The organism is Paenibacillus sp. JJ-223 (assembly GCF_927798175.1).
Classification (GTDB): domain Bacteria; phylum Bacillota; class Bacilli; order Paenibacillales; family Paenibacillaceae; genus Paenibacillus; species Paenibacillus hubeiensis.
The window spans coordinates 1-18,727 of record NZ_CAKMMP010000002.1 but is presented as its reverse complement, the minus strand read 5'-3'; the positions used below and the strand labels follow the sequence as shown (position 1 = coordinate 18,727).

General features: G+C 46.0%; 9 protein-coding genes. All 9 read left to right on the top strand.

The features are described 5' to 3' along the window. Positions 1-226 precede the first annotated feature (226 nt). The 9 genes from L6H98_RS03715 (at position 227) to L6H98_RS03675 (ending at position 18,650) form a co-directional block, all read left to right on the top strand. Positions 227-1,354: an MraY family glycosyltransferase gene (locus L6H98_RS03715; protein ID WP_236412995.1), complete on the top strand. Its 1,128-nt coding sequence runs from the start codon at positions 227-229 to the stop codon at positions 1,352-1,354. 165 nt (positions 1,355-1,519) lie between these two features. Continuing rightward, on the top strand, positions 1,520-5,386 hold the full coding sequence (locus tag L6H98_RS03710; RefSeq protein ID WP_236412994.1) for an S-layer homology domain-containing protein: 3,867 nt from the start codon (positions 1,520-1,522) through the stop codon (positions 5,384-5,386). Between the two features lie 204 nt (positions 5,387-5,590). Then, positions 5,591-5,932: a hypothetical protein gene (locus tag L6H98_RS03705; protein WP_236412993.1), complete on the top strand. Its 342-nt coding sequence runs from the start codon at positions 5,591-5,593 to the stop codon at positions 5,930-5,932. Between the two features lie 499 nt (positions 5,933-6,431). After that, a complete protein-coding gene (locus L6H98_RS03700) occupies positions 6,432-9,416 on the top strand; it encodes an S-layer homology domain-containing protein (RefSeq protein WP_236412991.1) in 2,985 nt (994 codons plus the stop codon). 148 nt (positions 9,417-9,564) lie between these two features. Continuing rightward, positions 9,565-12,117, top strand: coding sequence for a hypothetical protein (locus L6H98_RS03695; RefSeq protein ID WP_236412989.1), 2,553 nt, complete (start codon positions 9,565-9,567; stop codon positions 12,115-12,117). A gap of 84 nt (positions 12,118-12,201) precedes the next feature. Then, a complete protein-coding gene (locus tag L6H98_RS03690) occupies positions 12,202-12,795 on the top strand; it encodes a hypothetical protein (RefSeq protein WP_236412987.1) in 594 nt (197 codons plus the stop codon). Positions 12,796-12,944: 149 nt separating this feature from the next. After that, positions 12,945-13,217 carry an alpha/beta-type small acid-soluble spore protein gene (locus L6H98_RS03685; RefSeq protein WP_290371414.1) on the top strand — a complete coding sequence of 91 codons (273 nt, stop codon included), beginning with the start codon at positions 12,945-12,947 and terminating at the stop codon, positions 13,215-13,217. A 274-nt stretch (positions 13,218-13,491) separates the two neighbouring features. Beyond that, the gene (metK, locus tag L6H98_RS03680; protein ID WP_236412985.1) at positions 13,492-14,694 is read left to right on the top strand and encodes a methionine adenosyltransferase; all 1,203 of its coding nucleotides are present in this window, start codon (positions 13,492-13,494) and stop codon (positions 14,692-14,694) included. Positions 14,695-14,891: 197 nt separating this feature from the next. Beyond that, on the top strand, positions 14,892-18,650 hold the full coding sequence (locus L6H98_RS03675; protein WP_236412983.1) for a SwmB domain-containing protein: 3,759 nt from the start codon (positions 14,892-14,894) through the stop codon (positions 18,648-18,650). The last annotated feature ends 77 nt before the right edge of the window (positions 18,651-18,727 follow it).

Here is an 18,727-nt window from a genome sequence, read left to right as displayed (position 1 = left end):
ATTATCCCCAGATTTTTTGATCCCTTTTCAAAGGGAAAATCCGGTGATAAACGCGAACGCTACGCTTCTCCAGATTCTTTCTGACCCTTCCGTTTTTGTGTAAATATTTAGTTCAACCTATATAGGTTCGTTATTTAATGTATGTCAGTATCAACTTTATATAGAAATAGAAGATTAGGGGATTTATAATTCGTACAGGTAAGATCATTGGGGGTCGAATACTCAAATGGTAGCTATTTTTATCATTGGATTTCTTGTGTCGATGGGACTGGCTCTTGCACTGACACCGCTCGTCAAGAAGTTTGCGGTTAAGGTTGGGGCCATGGACCAGCCAAATGCGCGCAAAGTGCATACGCGGGTCATGCCGCGTCTCGGCGGATTGGGCATCTTTCTCGCATTCATGGTGACAGTAGCCGCATTGCTTCCTTTTGTGTCGGCGTGGTTTACGACAAGGGACATGAGCTTTGTCAGCGCATTCCTGGTCGGCGGAACGATTATCGTATTGACGGGTGCGCTGGATGACCGCTTCGAATTGTCGGCAAAAGTAAAGCTGCTTGCACAGATCGTTGCCGCTGCAGTCGTCGTGTTCGGATTCAACATTCGGGTGGATTTCGTCAATATTCCTTTCCAGGACGCGTACTCCTCCTTGGAAGCATGGGTATCCATTCCATTGACCATTCTGTGGATCGTCGGGGTAACGAACGCCATTAACTTGATTGACGGTCTGGATGGTCTGGCTGCCGGCGTATCCGGCATTGCGATCGGTACGATTGCCGTCATGTCGTTCCTCATGGGCAACATGATGATTGCCTTGATGTGTCTGGTGCTGCTGGGCAGCATTATCGGGTTCCTGTTCTTCAACTTCCACCCGGCCAAAATATTCATGGGCGATTCAGGCTCGTTGTTCCTTGGTTTCTCGCTGGCGATGCTGTCCATGCTCGGCTTCAAGCAGATTGCCGTCGTGTCCTTCATTACCCCGCTGATTATTATCGGCGTGCCGCTCTCCGATACGCTGTTCGCGATCATTCGCCGCGCGGTGCAGCGGAAACCGATTTTTTCGCCGGACAAAGGTCACCTGCATCACTGCTTGCGTGAGCTCGGCTTCAGTCATCGTCAGACGGTACTGATCATCTACGGCATTGCCGCATTCTTCGGCGTACTGGCGATCATTCAATCATCGGCAGCCATGTTCGAAGCGAACTGGGTCACTTTCGTCGTGATCTGTATCATGATGTTCTTCCTGCAGGTAGGGGCGGAAGTTATCGGGCTTGTCAGCAAAACCAGAAAACCGGTTATTAATTTCCTGATGCGCATGCGCATGAAACTGAACCCGGAAACACGTTCCAAGTCCTAGGGTCGAAACTTATTGATTTCAGCCATTATATGAATTATAAATAACCTCAAGCCTTGTCCCGCGTGGACAAGGTTTTTTTGTTTTATTTGCTTTTTTTACTAAAAAAATGGAACCTGATGACCGATATATAAGGGTAACTGACTTAAAAGAAGGAGAGATGATGGCATGCAGCGTATGAAAAAGCCGATGATTTGGCTGATGATGTTGGCGCTGGTGGTTACGTTGATACCAGCAGGCCTTGCACCAGTCGCATCGGCGGCAGGACAAACGAGTTATTTTACTCCTGACAATGCGGCTAATGTACAATTGAAAGATACAGTTGGTTTGAAACTGACAGGTACGGCAGACTTTTTGTCCCGTTCCAATGCGTTTCAAGTAACGACCAGTCAACAAGAGGTAACGGGTACATTTACGAATGTAACGGGCTCTACGCTTGGCGTGAATGTACAGTTGTTGAATTTGAAAGACGGTACGTGGGTTCCTGACAGCACGCGTGTTGCGCCAGGGGTCATCACCGTCGACCCGGACCGTCCGGATAACCGCTTTAAAGCGAATCTAACCTTGTTCCCGGGAATGAACAAAGTGACCTTCACAGGGTCGCAAGGACCGAGCGAACGATCCGAAAGCTTCTACATCCTGTATGATTCCGTACCGTATATCGAAAAACTGCAGGTACATGGCGGAGCAGAACCACAGAATCTGAATGAAGGCGCACAGATCGTTGTGGATAACGGGCAGGTAACACTGGAAGGGATCGCCAACAATGCGACAAAGGTTACAGTATCCCTGAACGGCAGTGCTGCATTGCCAACTTCGCTGCTCCAAGGCGGGACATTCTACTCGTCCGTACTCAACTTGAAGGCGGGCGTCAATGATATCCAGGTTACGATTGAAGGCGGCGTGGACAAAAATGTGCTTAACTATTCAATATTGTACTATGATGAGGAAAATCCATTCTCCAAACTCGATTTGAGAGAAGGGGCGGCCGGTATTGCCCAAAGCATGTTGTCCACTGTTCCAACTTATGGTGGCAACCCGGGTCAGGCCAATGTTGATGTGCAGCTGTTGCTTCCTGATGATAAAACAACAGGGGTAACTGAAATTACGGTAGATGGCGCAGTAAATACAACCATTGTTCCGAATGTAACAAAGATTCCTTCGGTTGGAGGGAATACGCCATCTTATGTGAACATTTCTTTTGAAATTCCCTCTCTCGCTCTAAAAGAATCGGCTCCAGGCGTTCCTTTGCGATCGCAAGAACATACCTTGTCAGTCAAATATGGCGGGGTTGCGGCCAGAACGGATATGAATTTCATTTATGCCGAGAACGAGACGGTTATCACTAACCTGACATACCTTAAGGATTATGACGGTACTGGAACGATTCCGCAAGGTGTGCCTCTGAACGGTGCCAGCGTGAATTCTGCAGATTTCTATATTATGGTAGAAACGAGCAGAGACCCGGGAAGCGCACAGCTGTTGGCGCAGTATCTTCCGATCAGCACAAGCGGAATTACGCTCAACGGACCATTTGTTTCAGGCCAAGCGAATAAGTTCATTTATCAAATCAAAGGGTTCAAGAACGGGACCCAGACTGTTCAATTCAAATTTGACAATTCCACATCAAGCAAAAATGCAACAATCTCGTTTGCGTCAAAAAGCTATATCTTTGTAGAAAACCTGACTGATGGGCAAACGTATGATGCTAGTAATGGTAACCGACAACTCAAGCTTAACGGACAGTACATTGATTTTGCGACGCTGGATAGCAACTACTTTGTCGCAGAGATTTTTGCCAACGGGGTGAAAGTGTATTCTACTCAATCGGTTGGTGACCAAAAGCCGCTGACTCTGGACTCTAGTGGTAAGTTTAAGGATGTTGTTATTGATATCGATGGCGATAAGGGACCATTGTTTTTCGGGGAAAACCGGATTGTGTTTACAGGGATCGGAAAAGGAGACCAGGGTCAGCTGAACCAGGTTTCTAAAGAACTCCGAATCTATGTTAATGACAATAACGTATCTACAATCCAGAGTTTCCTGCCGACGCCAACCAAAGAGCGTCCGAATTTCGTTGAACCGTTTAATCCGGATGACCTGTGGGTGAAGAACCTGCTTACGCTCTCTCCAGAATTTACGTACAAAGATCAAAAGTATACGACCACTCTGAAAACTTTCGATCTTGCTATTCGTGGAGCGGGTGCAACGCGGATGAGTCTGAGTATGGGAACGCAAAAGATTTTTGACTTGGAAATTCCTGATGCGGATAGTACGGCATGGAAAGAACCGATCATTGACACGCAATATGGGCTGGACAATGATTCAGTGATTGTTGACCGGATCGGCCGTCAGCAGGATTTCTTGATCCGTCTGCGGAATCTTAAGGCCGACACACCAGGGACATATATCTATACGCTCGACTTGTACAACAAGACAGGTGCAAAAACAAGCCAGAAGGTAGAACTTGTACGAGAAGCGGCGGGGTACCGCATTTTGTCCCCACAACCGACGTCCGGCAAGCAAATTGTCGTTAACAAAAACTTCGTGCATTTTGATATCGAGGCTGAAGGTGCAACTTCTGTCGTGATCGACAAGGAGAACGCCACGAAGATGCAAGGCACGGAAACAGATCGTTTTGCACTGGATTACGTAGGTTTGAAACAAGACAAGTCCAATAAGATTAAAATTACGGTTGACCGGAATGGCGTGAAAACAACAGACACTATCGAGATATACTACACGAGTGCCACAGGAGTGGACTCACAGTATATGGCACCTAAAGTGAATACCAAATATTCTGCGTTTAATAAACAGCTGACATTGAGTTTCCCGAAAGGGACTGTAATGGAAAGCACGGACACGAACGGGATCAAAACATTTTATCCGAATAACAAACTGTTATTCGGAATTGCTGATCCAACGACAGGAATTGTAGAACGTCGTAACGACTATGGCAGCCTTGTCGGTTTCAGAACGGCAGAAGAAGATCCTTCTCCTCTAGTCGTGCCTGAACTGTATTACAGAAGATTTTCCGCCATTGAGGGAGACTCCGTGAACTTTAGCCCGATTTCGGAGATTTACTGGATCAGTGGTGGTCTGGGCGAATCGGGAACAAAAGGCAGCTCCAATTACAAAGCTGCAACGAATGGTATTGGTCCGTACACAACGGAGGCGCTGTATGGCGACCCTCAGATGCTTCCTGAACGAAAGATCCAGCCTTCGCAGCGTGGTACACTCACGTTGACCTATGATTCAAACGTCGTTGATGACGCTGGTTCTACGATTTCTGTGTTCTACTACACACCAAATCGGGAGTGGAAGCGTATTGGTGGGGAAGTGGATTCCAAGAAACATACGGTGACTGTACCATTTGACAATTTCGGCTATTACAAAGTCATGAAATTGAAAAGAAGCTATAACGACATCACCAACCATGGATGGGCAAGAAACATTCTTAATGCCCTGTATGCCAAAGGGTTCATGACACCACTCCGCTTCGAACAATTTGGTACGGATGATCGGACAACCCGAGGTGAGTTCGCTACTCTGCTCGTTAAGGGTCTTAATCTGCCGACGACAACAGACAATAATCCGACCTTTACAGATGTAGGCGTGGGCACACGCTCCATTACGTGGGATTATGACAGTATCGAAACGGCGGCAAGAGCGGGGATCATTACCGGATTGACTGATGGCGTATTTGGTCCGGACCAGCCGCTTACACGCGAACAGGCAGCCGTAATGATCACAAGGGCGCTTGAACTGAAGGTTGCTGCGAATGACAGTAAACTGCAGACGGCTTTAGCTAAATCATTCATTGACTCCGGCAGCATGGAGACGTATGCAAGACCGGCAATTCAGGCCGTGTCCAAGGCGAAAATCATGGAAGGTTCGCCTGTAACGGTTGCTGGACAAACCAAACCTCAATATGCATTTAATCCGAAAGGCAACCTGACGCGCGCTGAAGCGGGTAAGATTGCCGTGGAGCTGCTCAAGAAAAGTACCAAAGTCTTTCCTAAAAACTTGAGCTAAGCACCACTGGGGAACAAGATGGAATGATAAAGGCCCGTCTCTTGGACAGAGGGACGGGTCCTTTTATGGCCAAAAGTCGTTTGGTAAAAGACACATTTATAATAGTAGGAAAATAAATTTTACCAATAACTATTTTTGTAATTTGCTAGAGTTTAAGATACAATATCGGTAAATACACAATGATCTAGAGGGTGAAGTTAGCTAATGAAACCGATTTATTCGAAAGCTCAGTTGAGCTACATGAAGGCGAAGACACAGTTTGAGAAGCAAGCCGTCATTCTGGAGAAAAAGATTGAAGATACACGCAAAACGCAGGAAATCAGCCAGGAGGTTATGGAAGGCCTTGTACAAGCGACCGGTTTCCATGATGCATACAACAACCTGGTTCTTGCCGAAAACGAACTGATCGACTGGTCCCACACAACGATGAAGCATGAGAAAACCTATCGCGAGAACAGACAACCCATCGACGATATGTACCTGAGATTGAACAGTGATCCCAAAATGCGGGCGCAAATTATCGACTTGGCGATGAAAATCCGTTGATTCATTGATGGCTCAGGAATTATGAACACCCCAATAATGGGGTGTTTTTTTATTTTTATTTTGAAGAAAATGTTGTTTAATCCGGGTTAATGCGGGGGAAATGTTTAAAGTGAATCATGGTTAAAGTTGAGCGGAAATGCTGATGCAGCAGGCTTTTGCATACGGTTTTAAACCAAACGATTCTTTGTTTGGCAGCTAAACGAAAAAAAAATCTAAAACTTTTTTTGAGTAACCCGCAACTTTTTGAAACTTGCTGCGTTTAAGATGTAGAGTCAAAAACATTGGGCCTCTTGCCAAGAATGACCTCGTGAAGAATCTTGTCTATTTATTAGAAAAAATTGCTTTACGCCACGCGGGACCCATTGTATAATACGTAGGTAGGATTAGGAAACTACTCTATTTTTGTGTGATTGATTTGGTTTACAAGTTTCTGTGATATGCTCACAGACATCATTTATATTAACTTGCTCAGGACTCTGGAAAGGGGGTGCAACAATATATGAGGAACACGAGCGAACTTATTAAAGAAAATTCCCATGTTATGAACGCCCAAGGAGGAGAAAAAAAGGTTATGAAGAAAATTTTATCCGTCGCTTTGTCTACAGCAATGGCATTCTCGATGTTTGCATCTGTAGCATTCGGTGATACAGCAGTAACACCTCAACAACAATTCGATGCTTTGAAAGCTAAAGGCATCTTCAACGGCTATCCAAATGGTACAGCAGGTCTGGACAAAGACATGACTCGCGCTGAGTTCGCAAAAGTCATCACTAAATTGCTGGGTCTGAAAGAAGTTACTGGAACTCTTTCCTACAACGATCCAAACTACACAGCTAAAAACTGGGCTGTACCTTACATCGAAGCAGTAACAGCTGCTGGTATCATGGAAGGTAAAAACACTGAGAAAAAAATCTTCGACTTCAACGGTAAAGTAACCATTGCTGAAATGGCTACAATCCTGACTCGTGCACTGGATCTGGAAGTTCCAACTGAAACTAACAACAGTGCTCCAGCTTGGGCTAAAGGTTATGTTCAAGCGGCAATCAACGCTGGTTTGCTTGATTCCGGTTTGGACTTCACCAAAAACGCTTCCCGTGAATTGCTCGTAGGCGCTGCTTACGCAATTGACCAAGCGCAAAACCTGAAAGTTACAAAATATGAAGTAAGTGAAGCAGGTAAAGTCGTTACTTTCACAATCAGCGACGGCGAAACTGTAAAAGTGACTTTGGATAAAGCTCTCGAAGCTAACAAAGAAACTGAAGTGAAATTTACTTACAAAGATAAAGAGTTCACTGAAAAAGTTACTTATGTAACTACAGTAGCTCAAGCGGTATCTTCCGTATCCGCGACTAACTTGAAAGAAATCACAGTTAAATTCGACGGTACTGTAGATCCTTCTACTGCTGAAAGCACTAATAACTACGTTGTTAGCGGTGTTTCTTTCAAAAGTGCTACACTGTCCGACGATAAAACAACTGTAACTTTGTTGATTGCTGAAGGATCTTCTGCTCTGACTAACCAAAGAGCAACAAGCCTGCAAATCAACAACGTTAAAAATGCTGATGGTACAAAAACATTCACACAAAAAGTAGAGTTCACTCCACTTGATGTTGCAGTTCCAGAAGTGAAAGAAGTTAAAGCTTTGGGAACAAAAGCATTCAAAGTGGTATTCAGCGAGCCAGTTAGATCCGATTCTGTGAACGCAACTTCGTTCCGTGTAGATAACAACGTAATTGCAGCTTCTGTAAAATACGTTTACCCTAACACGGCAATCGTTACTACAGAACTGACTGCTGGTGAACACACTCTGCGTGTGAGCGATGTTAAAGACTTCTCTGGTCTGACAATCGTTCCAGTAGAAAGCAAATTCACTGCAGCTGTAGATACGGCTGCACCACAAGTTGTTTCTACTAAGTCCAATGACTTGAAAGAAGTAACTGTTGAATTCGACGAAACAATCAAAAGCGTTGCAAGTGCATATGCAAACGTAACAGGTAACGCTGCGAAATCGATCGAAATCAATGATAACAAAGTGACACTGAAGTTCGATAGCCCATTGAACTACAGCGAAAACACAATTCATTTGACAAACGTAAGTGACTACAGCAACAACTCTGCTTCTGTAGACGCTAAAGTGACTCCAACTCTGGACACTGTTCGTCCTACTGTTGTAAGCACAGAATTCTACATGGAAAACGGTAACTACTATGCTAAACTGCAATTCAGTAAATCGCTGAAAATTGCATCTGCAGAAAACCGTGATAACTATGTTCTGAAAAACTCTGAAGGTAAAGTGCCTTCTGTAGCAGGTATTGATAAAGATGGACATCCAGTTATCGCACCTAAATATAACGACACTAACAAAACTGTAGAGGTTAACCTTGGAAGCAGCTTGAATCCAGATGCAACTTACACTCTTACAGTATCTGGTGTAGTTGATACAGCTTATGTTGGTAACGTATTGTTGCCTTACACTGCTACCCTGAACGCTAACACAGCTCAAAACGGTAAAATTACACGTGTATGGTCTGATGTAACAAACGGTAAACCGAACTACATCTACGTTCAATTCAACAAAACTTTGGCAACAACTGGTGAAGGAAATGCATTGGAAGCAGCGAAATATACAGTGACTGATGCTGCATATCGCACTTTCCAAATTTCCAAAGAGAACAATGATATCAACTTGATCTCTACCAACACTGTACGTCTTGCCGTTACTGGTAACGTTCCATCTAACTTTGACTGGAGTACTGCTAAAGTAACTGCAAGCTATATCAAAGATTCCGAAGGTAAATACTTCAATAACGGAACTTACACTCTTGGAGAAGATCTTGGAGCTTCCGTAATCTCCGTTACTGGTGATGTTTACGCTACAAGCAAAAAAGAAGTTAAAGTGAAATTCAACAATGCATTGACAAATGTATCTGTTAATGACTTCCGTGTGAAAGTAAACGGAACATCTTATGCTCCAACTAGCTACAGCCAAGAGGATGGTAACAAAACACTTATCCTGAAATTCTCGGATGATGTTATCCCTCAAGAAGTACTTAATGTAACTCTTGAGACAGTTTCCACTAATTCCCAAGATGCATTTGGTAACAAAATTAAACCTCTTACTGGTGCTGATGTTAAAAATGTGAAAGATGGTATTGCTCCAACTATCACTGCTACTTCCATCACTAAGACTGGAACTGGCTTTGTTGTAAGAGCAACTGCAAGCGAAGCGTTGAAAGTTGATCCTGCTTTTGCGGGAATCCTTAATGGATTGTTTACTCTTGATGTAGGAACTGATAAAGCGACAATTAACAAAGTTGAGCTTGATAACAACAATGTAATCGTAATTACTGCTAGCTATGACAAAGCTACTGCCGGCAAGCTCGTGCAAGTAACTTTGGATGCTGACAAAAATAAAGCTGTTAAAGCTATTGCCGATGAGAATGGAAATGCACTTGCTAACCTCACATACGGTGAAACGTTCTAATTCAAAAGTTTATATGTAGTACACAAAAGGCCTTGCATTCATTTGCAAGGCCTTTTGGTTTATATAGTAATTTCTTTGAAACTTCCTCTTCCTGTAAAACGTCTATAATGAAGATAGATTCTGGAATCAAATCAAATGGAGGTTTCAAGTGAAAAATAACCTGAGGAAAGTCATGATCGCAAGTGTCGTGCTGGGAATCACTCAAACCGTTTGGGTACATGATCTGCCAGCTGTACAAGCTGCAAATGCTTCGAAATCCATATCCCAAACGAAAACAACCTTAAAAACGCTGGCCAATGTTCCGGGTGTCAAGCTATCGAACAAAAGCAGTGTTAAAATTTCGGATGTGAATGTACTGACACAGGATGAAGGCAAGCTTGTTACATATACCCTCACATATACGAACAATGAGAAAAAAAGCTTGCAGCTGGTTGATTATTGGACAAAGGTTCGCAGTAAGGGTGGAACAAGTTATACTTCCAAATTGTTGGCTCAGGATGCAGAGAAAAAAAGTGTTGCGGCTGGATCGACGTTATCCGTTACATATGTGACTACTGTCGGTAAAAACGTCCAGTTGAGCAATCTGAATTTCGAAATCGTGAAATGGGATTTCAGCAAACCGAATTATGAGAATGTGCTCGGCAAAATTAATATTCCATCATCCTATGTGGTGGCAACTCCAATGAACACGTCCAAAAAGGTTCGTATCAATGATGTACCTGTAAAAATCAAAGTCCAAAGCCTGCAAACGTTCGCTGCTTCTGACACCAACAATTATGCAAGCGTCAAAATCAATTTGCACAACGTCGGTTATAAAGGTTTAGAGAATCCGGGAGTGAAATGGATACTGAGGACAGCTGGCGGCAGTAGTTATCCATTGAACATAAATGCCAATGAAGCGACGTATAGTCTCCAGCCTCAGGAGTCCAAAAGCATTAACTACATTACTACCATTCCCAAAAAGGTTAAATTGGATGGAGCAGAGCTCATTATGGTGCAGGAGAATGAAGCCGAAAAATCGGTTATTCCGCTAGCGACCATGCAGATGCCCAAAGCTTCTACGATCAAAAATTCTGAGATCGCAGTGGGTAAAAAGAATGTCATTACGCTTGAAGATAACAAAGGAAAGATCGAGACACAGGTCAAGGACGTTAGCTATAGTCAGGTTCACTGGAATAACTATTATACGGTCAGCTTCAGGCTTAAAAATATCGGCTCCCGTGAAGTTGCCGTACCCAAGTACGAATTTTCGGTGCAGAACGCCAAGGGAAATGATTATCCTTTAACAACGAAAGCGCTGGACGATATGAAATTGAAGCCCGATGAGGAGCGTTTAATTCGTTTGACCTTTAAGCTTCCGTATGAGGAGGCCAGTGGAACATTAAGGCTGGTTATGAACACACCTAAAGCTGAAAATGCTGAAAGCAAGGAAATTAAATTCTCCTACCCTGCGGGAGTTTATATTCTGCCAGAAGCTACTTCTTTGCAAAAATCAATCGGTGCTGAAAATACCCTCCAATTACAGAATGGGACATTAGGGGTTACATGGAATTCGATTCAGCGTCTGCCATGGGAAAATGCTGATGTTTTGTCTGCGAGAGTTACTTTACGCAACATCTCAACCAACACGCTTAAACTTCCTGAGCTAAAGGGAATGTTGTCTATTGATTCTGCCGATATTCCGGATACGCAATTGTTAACGAGCCAGAGCTCTGCTCTTCTGGGACCAGGGATGTCCGTTGATATCCATTTGTTGACTACACTCCCTACCAATCTGGACGTAACTCAACTGCAGGTAGCATTATCAGAAGTTACTGGTGAAAACTCCTCCGAGTTGATCCGGCTTACGCATATTGGACAGCTGCCTGCGATTCCGACAATTGACGTAGGGAATAACTATGCGATTAACGCCTCCGGGAAGAAAGCCGAAATGAAAGTGAAACGAACTTTGATCTATCCGGGAACATCTTCCGATATCGTGTATACCGAGCTGGAGGTTAAAAACGTAGAAGACCGTCAAGTTGATTTGGCTAAGTTAACGGGGTACTATGAATCCAAAAATGGCGAGTATTATAAAACAACCGTGAAGCAGATTGATTATCCTGCCGGGCCGGGCAACTCTGCATTAGTAACCGTATGGGCAAAAATTCCGCGAAAAACGATTGTGTCAGACATGAAACTGCTGGTTGGCCAAACCGTGGCAGGTGAAAGCACGACAGGAACTCAAGGAACCCAAGGAACGTCGGGAAAAGGTTATGTCGATGCAGTATCTTTTGCGCTCAAACCTGACCAGGAATCGGCGCAAGAGACGATCAAACATATAAATATTTATCCATATACATTAGAAACCAAGGATTTCAAAGCTACGTTAAGTGGCGGAACAACGGTTAATCTTTCTTGGAATTATGATGCATCCCGAATTAACGATTTAAACCTGCCTGAAAATGAGCATAAGTTAATATTGCAAATCATCGAGCCGACAGGAAAATCTTTTGATAAAGAAATTATATTGGACAAGGATTTAAAAGAAGGCAATAACCAGTTCATTAATTGGACCATCCAGGACGTTGTTTTTGATGATAGACGAAGCGGTGCTTACACGATCGCTGTCTATGATGAGTTTCAAGGGCAACGGATTAAGTTGGCCACGCAAGCGATGGGATTTGCCCCGGCAGTAGGCAACCTACCAGGCGGGGAGTAAGTTGCGAGAAAATGTAGAATCTTCCTACTAAGCTATGATAGAGTGATAGAAAGTCTATATGGAATTAGAAAGGAAGGTAGTTTAATGAAATCTTATATGAAAGTGTCCCTGGCTGCACTGACCATAGGCGCAGGTGTGTGGATCGGGTCCGTATACAGCAATACGGCTACGGGCGCGGGAACCATTCAGCCGGGAACGGCGGATGATCCTGTCGTTACGAAAAGCTATGTGGATCAGCAGATTCAGAAGGCGCTTGGGGGCGGTATTAGTTCAGGAACGGGGAATGCCGGAAATACCGGGAATGCAGGAAATGCAGCCAGTACTGGCAACAATGCGTCCTCTTCTGCAAATGCGGGTAGTGCCGGTAGTGCAACCGAGCTTCCTCCTCTTGCTTCCGGCGCTTCCGAGGCTTTGGAGATCGTCACTGTGAAGCCTGGACAACAGTTGATCGGATCAACAGGAACGGAATTCGTCGTTCGCAGCGGGAAAGCGGTCATCATCAGCGAAGGCACCAACGGCGTGGCCGACCTGACGGATGGCGTTGATTTGATCAATGGTCAAGCGGCGCCAATGAACCATTTGCTTACGATTCCGAAGGAAGGACGGGGCATTCAGGTCGTGGAAGGCAACAAATACAGCCTGACTGTCATGGTTCGCGGCGGTTATACTCTGAAATAAGTTGTGCAGTGTTGACGGTAATTATACATTCATGAAAATCATGCCTTGTCCAGATTAACCAGTTCTAACAAACATTAATACGGCTAACCCATGACCAGGCGGTTTACCCTATAACTGTACTAAACCATCATTCGGAGGTGCAGTTTATCGTGGCGAGAAGCAATCGTAAGGTCGTGCCGGAGAGCCGGCAGATGTTGGATCAAATGAAGTACGAAATCGCGGCTGAATTCGGTTTGAACGTTGGGTATGGCAGCAGAGGATCGGCTGGGGCAGATACGGAATTCGGTTCCGAGCTGGGGGAAATCGGCAATCATTCTTACGGTCAATACAAAGGGTGGGGGCATCTCACCTCGCGTGAAAACGGATCGGTTGGCGGGGAGATCACCAAGCGGCTCATCCGTCAGGCAGAGCAGTCTTTATAGGCATTTTCCAAGGTTTTATTCCCTACTGCTATAATTGACACCGTTTGACAAATGCGATAAGATGGCATTTGAGGTATGCAACCTTTTCCCGAGCGGAAAAGGTTGATTTTTTATTGGAATCTCGAGGCAATTACCTGAACAATTTCATTTTCGCCAACGTAGGTCATTCTTTGGTTTCTCGTGAAAACCAGAATGCGCGTACAACTAACGAAATTACCGTAAATGTTTTATTCGGGCAATAGCCATACTACAAGTTATGGGAGGTTGAGCTTCAATGTCTGTGAAAGGCCGGCATTTATTCACATCGGAGTCTGTGACCGAAGGACATCCGGATAAAATCTGTGACCAGATCTCTGACGCCGTATTGGACGCATTCCTGGCGAATGACCCCAATGCGCGCGTGGCGTGCGAGGTTTCGGTGGCTACAGGCCTTGTGCTTGTTATCGGTGAAATCAGCTCTGCATCGGAATACGTGGACATTCCGTCCATCGTACGCAACACGGTGAAGGAGATCGGATATACTCGTGCCAAATACGGTTTCGATTACAACACTTGCGCAGTCCTGACTTCCCTGAATGAGCAGTCTGCGGATATTGCCCAAGGCGTAAACGCTGCGCTGGAGAATCGTGATCCAGAGCAAATGGCTCGTGAAACCGAAAATATCGGTGCAGGCGACCAAGGTTTGATGTTTGGTTTTGCCACAAACGAAACACCTGAACTTATGCCATTGCCAATTGCTTTGTCCCACCGGATCGCGCGTCGTCTTGCTGAAGTCCGCAAAAACGGTACGTTGGAGTACCTTCGTCCGGACGGCAAAACGCAAGTCACCATTGAATACGATGGCGACAAGCCTGTACGCGTCGATACCATCGTCGTGTCCACGCAGCATGCCGAAGAAATAACCCTGGAGCAAATCCAGAAAGATATCAAGGAGCATGTGATCCTTCCTGTCGTTCCGGCTGAATTGCTGGACGAGCAGACCAAATATTTCATCAACCCGACCGGCCGTTTCGTGATTGGCGGACCTCAAGGCGATGCCGGTTTGACCGGACGCAAAATCATCGTTGATACGTATGGCGGTTATGCCCGTCATGGCGGCGGTGCCTTCTCCGGTAAAGATCCGACGAAAGTAGACCGTTCCGCAGCGTATGCAGCTCGTTATGTGGCTAAAAACCTTGTGGCTGCCGGTCTGGCGGACAAGGTGGAAATTCAGCTTGCTTATGCGATCGGCGTAGCCAACCCGGTATCGATCAACGTCGATACATACGGCACAGGCAAAGTCAGCGAAGAGAAGCTGGTTGAACTCGTTCGCAACAACTTTGACCTTCGTCCTGCAGGCATCATCCGCATGCTGGACCTGCGTCGCCCGATCTACAAACAAACGGCTGCATACGGCCACTTCGGCCGTACAGACCTGGATGTACCTTGGGAACGCGTGGACAAAGCGGATACGTTGAAATCCCAAGCGGGCCTGTAAGCTCGGCTGCACCGTTCGAATGTGTTGAAGCCCCGATCCTTTAACGAGGAATCGGGGCTATTTTCGTATCCACATTTTCACAGAGTTTCATTCCTAATCATTTACATATGGCTAATTAAATTTTCCACCGAAACCGATATACATCATGAAGTCTGTGTATCAGACGGTTGATATCTAGTTAAGGAGGAGGAAAGAACGTGAGCGTAAAAAAATGGGCTCAAAAGGGCATGATCGTTTTGCTTGTACTTATAATAACCGCTGCAGGTTGGTCAGGCATTCCGCTCAGTCCCTTAAATACGGCGCATGCTGCCGATGGTGACACGAGTGCACTTGACTTAACATTCTTGCCTAAAACGAACGATACCAACGTAGATCGTTCAGCACCGCTATATATTCAATTTTCGAAAGAAATTCGCAAGATTGAGGGAACGCAGGGGGAAATTCGAATTATGCGTTTGTCCGGCAACGGGACATTAGCGGAGAAAATCAATATTTCGGATAATCAGAAAGTTACGCTTCATTCTGATCTCACAGCTGCGGGCAGTGGCTCCGCAACGGGAAATGTGTTGCGAATCATGCATAACACGCTGGAGAAAGATACTTCGTATTACATTGAGGTCGATGCGGATTCATTTGAAACCGTGGAGCCAGAAGGTACATCTCCGCAGAAAGTGCAAGCCATTACTGGGAATACGACATGGGTATTCAAGACCATTGGGATGAGTGCGATCAAGCCAGCAACTTTTTTACCGGCTAAAATGGCGACGAATGTACCTGTCAATTCGCAACTACAAATTATTTATAATGATGCAATCCGTAAAGGAACGGGAAAAATTCAGATTATGCAGGGAGCAAATACCGTTGAAGAATTCGACGTTTCAACTTCCTCTCGCGTCAGTGTGAGCGGTAGTACGCTTACGGTAACGCCTTCTAGCAAATTTGCCAATAATGCTACATACAACGTTGTGATTCCGACGGGGGCATTACGGGATGCCTCGGACAACGACATTGCCGGCATCAATGCCAATGAGTGGATGTTTACAGCGTTTCAGTCCGATCCCACAGCACTGACGATGTCCTCCGTATCACCGGCAAATGGAGCGACCGGCATTGCATTGAATCCGGAACTGATCGTGACCTTCAGCAAAGAGCTGGACCCAAGCTACTCAGGTTCGGTCACGCTGAAAAACTCCAGCGGAAGCGTCGTTTCGACAAAGGTTGAAATCAACAGCTCCAATCCACGACAGCTGCGCATTATTCCGTTAAGCAGCCTTACAAGCAATACGGCTTACACCGTAGATATTCCCGGCGGGGTGCTGCGCGATAAATCGGGGAACTTGTTCGCAGGATTAAATGGCGCAGCATCATGGACATTCAGAACGCTCAGCCCGGATACGACGGCTCCGGTTCTCAAAACAGCCAAAATGTACAGCAATACGATCATCCGTCTGACGTATGACAAATTCCTGTCCAGCACAGATCCGTATGGGTCCAGTTTCACCGTAACGGTTAACGGAGAGACACGAAATGTGAGCACTTCATATGTATCTGGCGATAGCGTGTATGTTGTTCTGGATACCGGCGTTGCTGTAGGACAAGTCGTCCGCATTTCATATGCTCCTGGAACAAGTGCGCGCAAGATTCAGGATCTATCGTCCAATCCAGCGGCAGCCTTCAGTGCCAGAGATGTGGAAAACGGTCTGGACTCTATTATGTCGAAGCCGAGAGAAGGTACAGCTTACTATAATACGATCAGCCTCTATTATCCTGAGACTGTGTATATTTCATCGAGTGACACATCTAGACAATTCAGTGTTACAGCAGATGGATCGGACGTCGGCATTAGCAGTATTTCAACCGGCAGCAATTCTCTCGTTACGCTTAATCTGAGCCGTTCCATCCAGAATGGCGAAGTGGTTCGCGTATCCTATCAACCCGGAAGCTGGCCCGTGAAAGACAGTCGAGGTCAGGCGTTGGCAGGGTTCAGTAGCTTCTACGTTCGCAACAGCGTCGATAATAAAGCCCCTGAATTCCAAAGCGCTGAGGTTAGCGGGAACAAATTATGGATACGTTACAACGAGCCGCTGAGCCGCACGAACAAACCGCTTAAGAGCCAGTATTCCGTATTGGTAGACGGCAAAGCCATATTTGTTAACGATAGCGAAATCGAAGACGACGTGGTCACCCTGACACTGGCTTCTTCCGTCTCAAGTACACAGAATGTGACATTGTCGTATGTACCGGGTGCGCTGCGGTTGACGGACCTGAACGGCAATCCCGCAGGATACCTTAACCTTACACCTGTCACTTATACTTATGGTAACGGAACAATTCTGTCCGCGACGCTGCAAGGAGATACGGTGCAGATCAACTTCCGCAATCCGCTTCAAGCGCAGTCGGCGTTAACGGTAACACAGTTCAACGTGCAGATTGCCGGTGCTACGGCGAGTGTTCTTTCGGCATCGGCATCTGGTTCGGTAGTGACCTTGAAGCTGTCCAATGCCGCTTCTGCAGGACAGACCGGAACAGTCAGCTATACACCGGGAGCTGTTCCATTAAGGGATTCGCTCAATACAACCGTAGCGGCCTTCGGCCCATTGACGCTGCAACAAGGCGGAAGCAATACATCGACGCCAACGAACAGCCGTCCAAGTTGGCTTACAGAAGCAGGGGCTGCCGATTCGGGCTTCGGCCAGGCTTTGCTTGCGATGAGCAGCGATACGGCGACTTCGGTGTCGGCCATGACAAGAAATAATCGCAATACACGTCAGTTCAACGTAGATGCGGCCAAATTGATTCAGGCGTTTGAATACGCGGCAGCAGTCGGAAAGTCGGCACAACCTGTTGTATTCGAAGTTCCGGCGACCGAATCTTCCGCTTATGTCGGTTTTCCGATAAATACGCTGGTCCAGATCGCGTCAAGCCATCGAACAGGCAAGATCGGCATCAAATATGGTGAACGTCTATGGATGGTGTCTTTATCCGATCTGAATTTGACTTCCATGCTGCAAAGCGTAGGAACTGGGGCGAGCACCACATCCGGTTCAACCGGTCCTTACTACTACGTGCAGATCGAACCTGTCCCGGTGTCGGGTACGGGGATCATGGATAGCATGCTGGCAAGCGCGGGTGCGCAAAAGCTTGCGAATGTAACGGACGTGTATCAATATGCTTATAACAGTGTAAGCAATCAAAGAGTGGAGCAAAACAACACGAGCCAGTTAGCGGAGCAGTTGTCCGGAAATACGCTAACCAATGCATCGACATTCACTACGATCGATCCGATGACATTTCTGCTGTCTTACGTTCCGAGTACGTTTACGACCTACAATGGTGGAATGATCATAAAGGGCCAATTGAATGGAAATCAAATGATCGTGCCCGTGACGCATGAGGTCGTGTACCAGGACATCAACTATCATTGGGCAAGTGCAGTCATCAAGGAGCTGGCTTCCAAGTGGATCATCGGTACTTCCAACGGTTCTTATTATGGACCGGATCAGAAAATTACCCGTGCGGAGTTTGCTGAATTGGTTGCCAAAGGATTAGGGTTGAAAGGCAATGATACGGGAGCGATGCGTTTCCGTGATATTCGCGGAGGAAATGCCGCCAGCGCCTACATTGGCGCAGCTGCGGATGCCGGAATCATTACCGGGAATACGGACGGCACGTTTAAGCCGGACAGCCTGATCACGCGGGAGCAGATGGCGATCATGATGGTGCGTGCCCTTGAATATGGCGGAAACACGGTAAGATTGCAGTCTTCCACGACCGCAACGCTGGCCAAATTCAAAGACAACAAAAAGATTCAGTCCAAGGATTCGGTCGCCAAAGCCGTACAGGAGGGCATCATTCAGGGCATGACTTCGACGACCTTCCAACCGCAAGGCAATGCGACCCGGGCACAGGCAGCAGTGATGCTGAAACGTGTGCTGAATAAACTGGGATATTTATAGTATATAGGTTGAACTAGACATTTACACGATAACGGAGAGGGCAGAAAGAATCTGGAGAAGCGAAGCGGTCTAAAAGC

Coding starts and splice junctions, on each gene's coding strand:
- L6H98_RS03715 (WP_236412995.1), top strand. CDS start 227: ATGGTAGCTATTTTTATCATTGGATTTCTTGTGTCGATGGGACTGGCT.
- L6H98_RS03710 (WP_236412994.1), top strand. CDS start 1,520: ATGCAGCGTATGAAAAAGCCGATGATTTGGCTGATGATGTTGGCGCTG.
- L6H98_RS03705 (WP_236412993.1), top strand. CDS start 5,591: ATGAAACCGATTTATTCGAAAGCTCAGTTGAGCTACATGAAGGCGAAG.
- L6H98_RS03700 (WP_236412991.1), top strand. CDS start 6,432: ATGAGGAACACGAGCGAACTTATTAAAGAAAATTCCCATGTTATGAAC.
- L6H98_RS03690 (WP_236412987.1), top strand. CDS start 12,202: ATGAAATCTTATATGAAAGTGTCCCTGGCTGCACTGACCATAGGCGCA.
- metK (WP_236412985.1), top strand. CDS start 13,492: ATGTCTGTGAAAGGCCGGCATTTATTCACATCGGAGTCTGTGACCGAA.